This is a genomic window from Streptomyces sp. NPDC079167 (assembly GCF_040686735.1).
Lineage (GTDB): Bacteria > Actinomycetota > Actinomycetes > Streptomycetales > Streptomycetaceae > Streptomyces.
In genome coordinates, this window is sequence record NZ_JBFBLO010000008.1 from 364,231 (window position 1) to 373,805 (window position 9,575).

A 9,575-nucleotide genomic window follows, 5' to 3' on the forward strand; every position below is an offset into this window, starting at 1 on the left:
CGCCGCCTCGTCCGTCCGCCGCAGCCGGGTACGGCACTTGGGACTAGGTCCGCAGCCCCGTACGACGGTGGTCCTCAGCCCGATACGGGGGCGGTGGGCCCGCCGGTACGGTGAACACATGAGTGATCGCCCACCGTCGGGCCTGGCCGCTGTCAGCGCCGCGCTGCTCGCCATGAGCCGGCACCTGGAGATGAGGGACGTCCTCAAGACGATCGTCGCCTCCGCCCGTGAACTGCTGGACGCCGAGTACGCCGCCCTCGGCGTGCCGGACGACCACGGCGGCTTCGCCCAGTTCGTCGTCGACGGCGTCAGCGACGAACAGTGGAAGGCCATCGGCCCGCTGCCCCGCCAGCACGGCATCCTCGCGGCGATGCTCCACGAGGCCAAGCCCCAGCGGCTCGCCGACGTCCGCGAGGACCCCCGGTTCGAAGGGTGGCCCGACGCGCACCCGGACATGTCCGACTTCCTCGGCCTGCCCATCCAGGACGGCGACGAGACGATCGGCGCGCTCTTCCTCGCCAACAAGCGCTGCACCAGCCCGACGGGCGGCTGCAACTTCACCGAGGAGGACGAGGAGCTCCTCGGGATCCTCGCCCAGCACGCCGCGATCGCCCTCACCAACGCCCGGCTCTACGAGCGCAGCCGTGAGCTCACCATCGCCGAGGAGCGCTCACGGCTCGCGCACGAGCTGCACGACGCGGTCAGCCAGAAGCTCTTCTCGCTCCGGCTCACCGCCCAGGCCGCCGCGGCCCTCGTCGACCGCGACCCGGTGCGCGCCAAGGGCGAGCTCCAGCAGGTCGCCACCCTGGCCGGGGAGGCCGTGGACGAGCTGCGCGCCGCCGTCGTAGAGCTGCGCCCCGCAGCCCTGGACGAGGACGGCCTGGTCGCCACGCTCCGTACCCAGATCCAGGTCATGGACCGCGCCCACACCGCCCACGTCACCTTCGAGAGCGCCGGGGTGCGCGCCCTGCCCGCCGCCCAGGAGGAGGCGGTCCTCCGGGTCGCCCAGGAGGCCCTGCACAACGCCCTGCGCCACTCGGGCGCCGGTCAGGTGGCCGTCACCCTCAGCCGGCACACCTCGGCCACGGTGCTGCGGATCACCGACGACGGCCGCGGCTTCGACACCCACGCCGTCCGGCGCGCGGGCCGTCATCTGGGCCTCGTCTCGATGCGGCACCGGGCCGGCGGCGTCGGCGGCCGCCTCACCGTCGCTTCGGAGCCCGGCAAGGGCACCACGGTCCAGATGGAGGTCCCCTGTGGCTGACAAGATCATCAAGGTGCTCCTGGTCGACGACCACCAGGTGGTCCGGCGGGGTCTGCGTACGTTCCTCGAGATCCAGGACGACATCGAGGTGGTGGGGGAGGCCTCGGACGGGGCCGAGGGCGTCGCCAGGACCGAGGAGCTGCGGCCCGACGTGGTCCTGATGGACATCAAGATGCCCGGCACGGACGGCATCGAGGCCCTCCGCAGGCTCAGGGAGCTGGAGAACCCCGCCAAGGTGCTGATCGTCACCAGCTTCACCGAGCAGCGCACGGTGGTGCCTGCCCTGCGGGCGGGAGCGTCGGGCTACGTGTACAAGGACGTCGACCCGGACGCCCTGGCCGGGGCCATCCGCTCGGTCCACGCCGGCCATGTGCTGCTCCAGCCCGAGGTCGCCGGAGCGCTGCTGGCCCAGGACGACACCGGGAACGGCACCGGGCGGGGCAGCACCCTGACCGAGCGGGAGCGGGAGGTGCTCGGACTGATCGCCGACGGCCGCTCCAACCGGGAGATCGCCCGCGCGCTGGTCCTGTCGGAGAAGACCGTGAAGACGCACGTCTCGAACATCCTGATGAAGCTCGACCTGTCGGACAGGACCCAGGCCGCTCTGTGGGCGGTCCGGCACGGGGCGGCCGGCTGAGGAGGACGCCCTGCCGCAGGACGAGCGGACGGTTCCACTCCGTGCGGCCCCGGCACCGGTCGCAAATCGTCGCCGCCGGTGCCGGGGCCGCCTCCGCCCCGGGCCACGGCGCCACCGCCCACGGCACGGCCGTCGGCTCCCCGGGCGTCGTCCCGGGCAACCTCGTCCAGGTCCCGGTGAGCGGGGTCGGCAACACGGTCGACGTGGTGGGCCCGCTCAACCCGGCCTTCGGCGGCTCCGGCCCGAACGGCTGACCGACGCCGCCGCCGGGCAGGCCCACCGGAGCCCGGCCGGCGGCCGGGGCCCCGGCGCTGCCTCGCCCGCTACCGCCCCCGCTCCTCCACGTACGCGTTGTACGCCGCGACCTGCGCCCGACGGGCCACCCGCTCCACCGGCCGCAGCGCCTCGCCCCGCGCCGCGATCTCGGAAGCGCTCACGGCCCCGCCGTGCCCGTTCTCATGGGCCACCGCCACGAGCAGCCCCACGCGCTGGGCCAGCTCCAGCACCCGCACCGCGCGGGGCGGATAGCCCGGAGCCAGTACCTCCCGCCCCCGCTCCGCCCGCGCCCGGTAGGCGTCCACGGCGGCCTCCGCGACCGGGCCGGACCCGGCGACGTCCAGTCGCGCCAGCACCGCCGTCGCATCCCGCAGCGCCTCGGCGAGCTCCCGCTCCGCCTCGCTCAGCGACGGCACATCCGCGGGCGGCGCCTCCCGTACCGGCAGACAGCGCCACACCACCTCGACGTGCAGATCGCCCACCGGCCCCGCCTCACTCACCTCCGGCACCAGGCCGTACGGCGCCCCGGACGTGACCACCGCCTCCTCCGCCTCCAGCGCACGGGCGTTGAAGTCCGGCGGCCCGCTGAGCCCCAGCGGATGGCCGGGCACCGGCAGAGCGACCCGGAAACCGGTCGCACCGAGCCCCCTCAGCCGGCCGAGGGCCAGCGTGAGCCCGACAGGCCCCGCCTCACCCGGCAGCCCCTCGACGCGGTGCACCGCGTCCTCCCCGACGATCGCGAGCGCCGCGTCGTCCGGTGAGACAAGTCCGGACAGAAGCGCGTTTCCCCATGCGGCAAGCCGCCCTGAGCGTGGTTCCGAAAGCATGGGAACAGCCTAGGGAACGGCCCCAGGGCCTGAGCACTCCTCGGGTGGCGTAGGTTTTCCCTGGGAGCTGTGCCCACAGGCACGCGACGATCTCGACACTGTATGGGGAGACAACGCGCCATGAGCGATGTACTGGAGCTGGTGGACGTATCCGTGGTCCGCGACGGACGCGCTCTGGTGGACGACGTCTCCTGGTCGGTCAAGGAGGGGGAGCGCTGGGTCATCCTCGGACCGAACGGCGCCGGCAAGACCACCCTCCTCAACATCGCCTCCAGCTACCTCTTCCCCAGCACCGGCACGGCCAGGATCCTCGGTGAGCGGCTCGGCGGCGTCGGCACCGACGTCTTCGAGCTCCGCCCCCGCATCGGCATCGCCGGCGTCGCCATGGCCGAAAAGCTCCCCAAGCGGCAGACCGTGCTCCAGACGGTGCTCACCGCCGCCTACGGCATGACCGCCACCTGGCACGAGGACTACGAGGCCGTCGACGAGGAGCGCGCCCGCGCCTTCCTCGACCGCCTCGGCATGACCGAGTTCCTCGACCGCAAGTTCGGCACGCTCTCCGAGGGCGAGCGCAAGCGCACTCTCATCGCCCGCGCCATGATGACCGACCCCGAACTGCTCCTCCTCGACGAGCCGGCCGCCGGGCTGGACCTCGGCGGACGCGAGGACCTGGTCCGCCGGCTCGGCAGACTGGCCCGTGACCCGTACGCCCCCTCCATGGTCATGGTCACCCACCATGTCGAGGAGATCGCACCCGGCTTCACCCACGTCCTGATGATCCGCCAGGGCAAGGTCCTCGCAGCCGGCCCCATGGAGACCGAGCTCAGCTCCCGGAACCTCTCCCTCTGCTTCGGTCTGCCGCTCGTCGTCGAGCACCGCGGCGACCGCTACACCGCACACGGACTGCCCCTCGGCCAGTAGTCGCACCACAGCCAACCTCCTCTGCGCCCTGTCGGGGAAGGCACTCGCGGTCCTACGATGACCATGTGGACATCGACGCGTGGGTGTGGTGGCTGATCGGCGCGGTGGGACTGGGCATCCCCCTCGTCCTGACCGCGATGCCCGAATTCGGGATGTTCGCCGTCGGAGCGGTGGCCGCGGCTGTCGTGGCGGCCCTCGGCGGCGGTGTCGTCGCCCAAGTCCTGGTGTTTGTCGTGGTGTCGGTCGCGCTGATCGCGGTCGTCCGCCCGATCGCGGCCGGACACCGGGCGTCCAGGCCAGGGGAGGCCACCGGCATCGACGCCCTGAAAGGCCGTCAGGCCGTCGTCCTGGAACGGGTGGACGGCAGCGGCGGGCGCATCAAGCTCGCCGGCGAGGTCTGGTCCGCACGCTCCCTCGACGGCGACCAGGTCTTCGAACCCGGCCGCCAGGTGGACGTCGTGGACATCGACGGCGCAACGGCCGTCGTCATGTGAGCGAACTGGTCACACGGCAGGCCGCAGTCTGCCAAACTCGAAGTCGATCATCATGAAACCGTCTTGACCGCTCGACCTCGATCACCGCGATCCGTCGGCAACCGAAGGGCACGAGGCACACGATGAATTCGATCATCATCGTCCTGATCATTCTGGTGGTGCTCGTATTCATCGCCCTGATCAAGACGATCCAGGTCATCCCGCAGGCCAGCGCCGCCATCGTGGAGCGCTTCGGCCGCTACACCCGCACGCTCAACGCCGGGCTGAACATCGTCGTCCCGTTCATCGACTCGATCCGCAACAGGATCGACCTCCGCGAACAGGTCGTCCCCTTCCCGCCCCAGCCGGTGATCACCCAGGACAACCTCGTCGTCAACATCGACACCGTCATCTACTACCAGGTGACCGACGCCCGCGCCGCGACGTACGAAGTCGCCAGCTACATCCAGGCGATCGAGCAGCTCACCGTCACCACGCTCCGCAACATCATCGGCGGCATGGACCTCGAGCGGACCCTGACCTCCCGCGAGGAGATCAACGCCGCGCTGCGCGGAGTCCTCGACGAAGCCACCGGCAAGTGGGGCATCCGCGTCAACCGTGTCGAGCTCAAGGCCATCGAACCGCCCACCTCCATCCAGGACTCGATGGAGAAGCAGATGCGCGCCGACCGCGACAAGCGCGCAGCCATCCTCACAGCCGAAGGCATCAGGCAGTCCGCGATCCTCACCGCGGAGGGCGAGAAGCAGTCCGCGATCCTGCGTGCCGAAGGTGAGGCCAAGGCGTCCGCACTGCGCGCCGAGGGCGAGGCCCAGGCCATCCGCACGGTCTTCGAGTCCATCCACGCCGGAGACCCGGACCAGAAGCTCCTCTCGTACCAGTACCTCCAGATGCTTCCCAAGATCGCCGAGGGCGACGCCAACAAGCTCTGGATCGTGCCCAGCGAGATCGGCGACGCCCTCAAGGGCCTCAGCGGTGCGTTCGGCAACCTCGGCGGCGGCGTCCCCGGCTTCAACACCGGCACGGAACGCAGGGAGCAGCCCCCGGTCGAATGACCGGAGAACACCTTCGTGCATGATCAGTGAGGCCCCTCGACCTTGAAGGCGGGGAGGCGTCACTGACCATCGAAGGAGATGGCCTTGTCCATCTGGGAAATGCTCGCGGTCTTCGCGGCCGGGATCGGCGCCGGCACGATCAACACCATCGTCGGCTCGGGAACGCTGATCACGTTTCCCGTCCTGCTCGCCACCGGACTGCCGCCGGTCACCGCGACCGTGTCCAACGCGCTCGGCCTGATCCCCGGCTCCATCAGCGGCGCCATCGGCTACCGCGAGGAACTGGCCGGCCAGCGCCGCCGCATACTGAAGCTGAGCGCCGGGGCGCTGATCGGCGGACTCACCGGCGCCACCCTCCTGCTCGCCCTGCCCTCCACCGCGTTCGAGACGATCGTCCCCGTCCTCGTCACCCTCGCACTGGTGCTGGTCATCCTGCAGCCCCGCATCAGCAGAGCGGTCCAGCGCCGCCGCGACCGGACCGGCACCCCCGCCCGCCTCGACGGCGGGCCCCTGCTGTTCACCGGGATCATGCTCGCCAGCGTCTACGGCGGCTACTTCACCGCGGCCCAGGGCATCATCTACCTCTCCCTGATGGGCATGCTGCTCGACGACACGATGCAGCGCCTCAACGCGGTCAAGAACGTCCTCGCCGCCGTCGTCAACAGCGTCGCGGCGCTCTTCTTCCTCTTCGTCGCGCACTTCGACTGGACGGCCGTCGTGCTCATCGCGGTCGGATCCGCGATCGGCGGCCAGATAGGTGCCAGGGTGGGCCGGCGGCTCAGCCCGGGCTTCCTGCGCGCACTGATCGTGGTCGTCGGTACCGCGGCCATCGTCCAACTGCTGCTGCGCTGACGGACGGAGCCCGCCCCTCCGGTCACGGGGGGACGGGCTCCGCACATGGTCATGTGGGGGAGACGAGGCGTCTACGCCGCGGAGTGCGCCAGCCACTCCGGCAGCGCCGACCGGCCCCCGGCACCCAGGGCGAGCAGCATCGCGTCCGCCGGCGAAGGCACGAACGGCTCCCGCAGCAGCGGCATGCCCGCCTGCTCCGGTGTCCGGGCCGCCTTGCGGTGGTTGTCCTCCGCGCACGAGGCCACGGTGTTCAGCCAGGTGTCCTGACCGCCCTGGGCCCGCGGGACCACGTGATCCACGGTGCTGGCCCGCCGCCCGCAGTACGCGCACCGGTGCTGGTCCCGTATGAGCACCCCCCTCCTGGACCACGGCGCGTGTCTTCGGAACGGCACCCGTACGTACCGGCAGAGCCTGATCACGCGGGGTACCGGAATGTCCACGGCGGCGCCACGCATACGGAGCCCGGGATGCGACTGCTCGACGACAGCCTTGTCCTGCAGGATCAGAACCACCGCACGGTTGAGCGTCACCGTCGACAGTGGCTCGAAGCTCGCGTTGAGTACAAGTGTGTCCCGCATCCTGCCCACCTCCCGTGTGCCGCCCGTCGGTCGGCGGGCCCGGATCAACTCTGTCCGGGCGAGCCGTGATGGACAACGCAATAAAAAGTGCCCTGCCCTGATCTCTCCAAGACCAGGGCAGGGCAAACAGCAGGCGAACCTTCAGCTTCCGGGGGCGGCGTACTCCCCGATCAGCTGGGCACGGCCCAGTGTGTGGAAACGCAGGTTGAATCCGACGACGGCGGGCGAGGCGTCGCTGTCGGGCCCGAGCTTCTCGGTGTCCACCGCGTACACGGTGAAGACGTAGCGGTGATTCTCACCGGCAGGAGGCGCGGCACCGCCGAACTCCTTCGCCCCGTAGTCGTTGCGGGCCTGGACGGCGCCCCCGGGCAGACCCTCGAACGCCCCGCTCCCCGCGCCGGCGGGAAGCGCGGTCACCGAGGCGGGGATGTCGAACACCACCCAGTGCCAGAACCCGCTGCCCGTCGGGGCGTCCGGGTCGAAGCACGTCACGGCGAAGCTCTTCGTCTCCGCGGGGAAGCCCTCCCACCGCAGCTGCGGCGAGGTGTTCCCCGCCGCGAACACCTGGGCGTCCGCGAGTACGGCTCCCGGCGCTAGGTCCTCGCTCACCACAGTGAACGAGGGGACCTCGGGATGGAAGTCGTGCGGCAGCGGCGCCCTCTTCGGTTCGGTCACGTCAGCACCTCTCCTGGTCGGCTGTGCGTTCTTCCCACCGACCCTAGAGGGTGCCTCAGAGCCAGTTGCGCTGGCCGCCGACCTGCGCGAGCCACTGGTTGAGGTACGCCGCCCAGTCCGTGCCCTGGAAGTCGTTGAGACCGACCTTGAAGGCACGGTAGGAGTCGCTGCCCTCGCTGAAGAGCCCCGGCTTCTTGTCCATCTCCAGGATGACGTCCATCTCGCGGTCGTCCGCGACGAACGTCAGCTCCACCTGGTTCAGCCCCCGGTACTGCTGCGGGGGGACGAACTCGATCTCCTGGTAGAACGGCAGGCGCTGGCGCGTACCGCGGATGTGGCCGCGCTCCATGTCGGCGCTGCGGAAGCCGAAGCCCAGCTGGCCGAAGGCGTCCAGGATCGCCTGCTGCGCGGGCAGCGGGTGCACGTTGACCGGGTCCAGGTCGCCGGAGTCCAGAGCGCGGGCGATCTCCAGCTCCGTGGTCACCCCGATGTTCATGCCGCGCAACTGCTGCCCGGCGAACATGGTGATGGGCGTCTCCCAGGGGATCTCCAGCCCGAACGGCACGACGTGCACCGCGCCCGCCTGCACCGCGAAGGCGCCACCGAGGCGCAGCTTGGCGAACTCGATGTCCTGCTTGGTCTCCTGGTCCCCGCCCTCGACCTCGACCCGCGCCTGCAGACCGACCGAGAGTCCCTCGATCTGCTGGTCCACGGATCCGCCCTGGATCCGCACCTCGCCCTGGACCACCCCTCCAGGGACGACGTTGAGTTCGGTGAGTTCGGTCTCGACCGAGGCACCGCCGGCACCCATGCTCGCGAGCAGCCGCTTGAAGCCCATGTTTTTCCTCCTAGGTCCTGTCCCCTACATACGCGCCATGACCGTAGCCGGTTCCCGTCGTACCGGTCCCAGTACCCTCGGACGACATGAACGAAGGCATGGACCGTACGCCGCTGACGCGGGACTTCTCCGACAGGGCCGCCCCGGAGGCGGCACCCTGCCTCCGGGACCGGATCCACGGCCCGGCGAGGCGGTCGGCATGAACGTCGTGGATCTCGCGCACCCCGCCGAGGAAGTCGCGCCCAAGCTCCTGGGCGCCGTCCTCACCCACGAGGCTCCCGAGGGAACCGTCAGCATCACCATCACGGAGACCGAGGCGTACTCCGGTGCGACCGACCCCGCCTCCCACGCCTACCGGGGCAGGACACGCCGCAACGCCGTCATGTTCGGGCCCGCAGGACATCTGTACGTCTACCGGTCCCACGGCCTGCACTGGTGCGCCAACATCGTCACCGGAACGGACGGCATCGCCTCGGCCGTCCTCATCCGGGCGGGCAAGGTCATCGAGGGGGAAGACCTCGCACGTGAGCGGCGAGGGGCGAAGGTCGAGAGTCCACGCCTCGCGCGGGGCCCGGGAAACTTCTGCCAGGCGCTCGGCATCACGGCGGAGCACGACGGAACCGGTCTGCTGGCAGGCACGGCGGTCACGCTGTCCGAGGGTGAGCCGGTTCCCGACACGCTCATCAGGGTCGGTCCCCGGGTAGGCGTCAGCAAGGCCCACGACTGGGAGCACCGCTTCTACCTCGCCGGTGACCCGACGGTCTCGGCGTACCGGCTGAGCCCCAGGGCCAAGCCGGCCGCCGAAGTCTGAGCCGGCCGTTGCGCACTCATGTGCCGCGCCGCAGGGCAACTTGACTCGCCCTTGCTGTTTCCCTAATGTAGTCCGAGCCGCTTGAACGGATGCAGTCGTTCTTGGCACGGTCCGTCGGACCGGGTCGAAGCATCGTGAGAGGGCCAACCACTACCTACGATTCACCCCTGGCGGGTGCGATTTCGGCATGCCGAAATTCGCCCATCGACTCGATTATGAGTCGCCGAGGAAATCGGCTAATGTAGTGACCACGCCGAAAGGGAAACGCGAAAGCGAAGAACTGGAAAGCGATTGAGCAGGAACCCGCTTCGGCCGGGAATCGGACACGAAAGAGTCTGATAGAGTCGGAA

Annotated in this window: 12 protein-coding genes; 8 read left to right on the forward strand and 4 right to left on the reverse strand. The window is 70.2% G+C overall.

What is annotated here, in order from left to right:
• Positions 1-118: 118 nt before the first annotated feature.
• The 3 genes from AB0P41_RS19685 to AB0P41_RS19695 are packed head-to-tail and all read left to right on the forward strand — an operon-like array spanning position 119 to position 2,155.
• Positions 119-1,264, forward strand: a complete 1,146-nt coding sequence (locus tag AB0P41_RS19685) for a GAF domain-containing sensor histidine kinase (protein ID WP_356711838.1) — start codon at positions 119-121, stop codon at positions 1,262-1,264.
• Positions 1,257-1,901, forward strand: coding sequence for a response regulator transcription factor (locus tag AB0P41_RS19690; protein WP_099175983.1), 645 nt, complete (start codon positions 1,257-1,259; stop codon positions 1,899-1,901). The genes AB0P41_RS19685 and AB0P41_RS19690 overlap by 8 nt, the downstream gene beginning before the upstream one ends.
• 41 nt (positions 1,902-1,942) lie before the next feature.
• A complete protein-coding gene (locus tag AB0P41_RS19695) occupies positions 1,943-2,155 on the forward strand; it encodes a chaplin (protein WP_356711836.1) in 213 nt (70 codons plus the stop codon).
• Positions 2,156-2,224: 69 nt separating this feature from the next.
• Here the strand turns inward: AB0P41_RS19695 and AB0P41_RS19700 are convergent, their stop codons facing one another.
• Positions 2,225-3,004 carry a hypothetical protein gene (locus AB0P41_RS19700; protein WP_356711833.1) on the reverse strand — a complete coding sequence of 260 codons (780 nt, stop codon included), beginning with the start codon at positions 3,002-3,004 and terminating at the stop codon, positions 2,225-2,227.
• Between the two features lie 120 nt (positions 3,005-3,124).
• Here AB0P41_RS19700 and AB0P41_RS19705 point away from each other — a divergent pair, with 120 nt between their 5' ends.
• The 4 genes from AB0P41_RS19705 to AB0P41_RS19720 all read left to right on the forward strand — a co-directional run bounded on the left by AB0P41_RS19705 (position 3,125) and on the right by AB0P41_RS19720 (position 6,323).
• Positions 3,125-3,925, forward strand: a complete 801-nt coding sequence (locus AB0P41_RS19705; protein ID WP_356711831.1) for an ABC transporter ATP-binding protein — start codon at positions 3,125-3,127, stop codon at positions 3,923-3,925.
• A 65-nt stretch (positions 3,926-3,990) separates the two neighbouring features.
• On the forward strand, positions 3,991-4,419 hold the full coding sequence (locus tag AB0P41_RS19710) for an NfeD family protein (protein ID WP_356711829.1): 429 nt from the start codon (positions 3,991-3,993) through the stop codon (positions 4,417-4,419).
• A 122-nt stretch (positions 4,420-4,541) separates the two neighbouring features.
• Positions 4,542-5,471 carry an SPFH domain-containing protein gene (locus AB0P41_RS19715; protein ID WP_356711827.1) on the forward strand — a complete coding sequence of 310 codons (930 nt, stop codon included), beginning with the start codon at positions 4,542-4,544 and terminating at the stop codon, positions 5,469-5,471.
• 84 nt (positions 5,472-5,555) lie between these two features.
• Complete coding sequence (locus AB0P41_RS19720; protein ID WP_356711825.1) at positions 5,556-6,323, forward strand: sulfite exporter TauE/SafE family protein; 768 nt, start codon at positions 5,556-5,558, stop codon at positions 6,321-6,323.
• Positions 6,324-6,394: 71 nt separating this feature from the next.
• Here AB0P41_RS19720 and AB0P41_RS19725 read toward each other — a convergent pair whose 3' ends face one another.
• The 3 genes from AB0P41_RS19725 to AB0P41_RS19735 all read right to left on the reverse strand — a co-directional run bounded on the left by AB0P41_RS19725 (position 6,395) and on the right by AB0P41_RS19735 (position 8,414).
• Positions 6,395-6,901: an HNH endonuclease gene (locus AB0P41_RS19725; protein WP_104790099.1), complete on the reverse strand. Its 507-nt coding sequence runs from the start codon at positions 6,899-6,901 to the stop codon at positions 6,395-6,397.
• Between the two features lie 141 nt (positions 6,902-7,042).
• On the reverse strand, positions 7,043-7,576 hold the full coding sequence (locus AB0P41_RS19730) for a YbhB/YbcL family Raf kinase inhibitor-like protein (RefSeq protein WP_356711823.1): 534 nt from the start codon (positions 7,574-7,576) through the stop codon (positions 7,043-7,045).
• Positions 7,577-7,631: 55 nt separating this feature from the next.
• On the reverse strand, positions 7,632-8,414 hold the full coding sequence (locus AB0P41_RS19735) for a sporulation protein (RefSeq protein ID WP_356711821.1): 783 nt from the start codon (positions 8,412-8,414) through the stop codon (positions 7,632-7,634).
• A gap of 199 nt (positions 8,415-8,613) precedes the next feature.
• Between AB0P41_RS19735 and AB0P41_RS19740 the strand changes: the two genes are divergently transcribed.
• The gene (locus tag AB0P41_RS19740) at positions 8,614-9,225 is read left to right on the forward strand and encodes a DNA-3-methyladenine glycosylase (RefSeq protein WP_365933166.1); all 612 of its coding nucleotides are present in this window, start codon (positions 8,614-8,616) and stop codon (positions 9,223-9,225) included.
• Positions 9,226-9,575 lie beyond the last annotated feature (350 nt).

What these genes read in the sequence shown, in the direction of transcription:
- AB0P41_RS19700 (WP_356711833.1), bottom strand. Translation starts at nt 3,004, where the DNA reads ATGCTTTCGGAACCACGCTCAGGGCGGCTTGCCGCATGGGGAAACGCG.
- AB0P41_RS19705 (WP_356711831.1), top strand. Translation starts at nt 3,125, where the DNA reads ATGAGCGATGTACTGGAGCTGGTGGACGTATCCGTGGTCCGCGACGGA.
- AB0P41_RS19735 (WP_356711821.1), bottom strand. Translation starts at nt 8,414, where the DNA reads ATGGGCTTCAAGCGGCTGCTCGCGAGCATGGGTGCCGGCGGTGCCTCG.
- AB0P41_RS19725 (WP_104790099.1), bottom strand. Translation starts at nt 6,901, where the DNA reads ATGCGGGACACACTTGTACTCAACGCGAGCTTCGAGCCACTGTCGACG.
- AB0P41_RS19715 (WP_356711827.1), top strand. Translation starts at nt 4,542, where the DNA reads ATGAATTCGATCATCATCGTCCTGATCATTCTGGTGGTGCTCGTATTC.
- AB0P41_RS19685 (WP_356711838.1), top strand. Translation starts at nt 119, where the DNA reads ATGAGTGATCGCCCACCGTCGGGCCTGGCCGCTGTCAGCGCCGCGCTG.
- AB0P41_RS19740 (WP_365933166.1), top strand. Translation starts at nt 8,614, where the DNA reads ATGAACGTCGTGGATCTCGCGCACCCCGCCGAGGAAGTCGCGCCCAAG.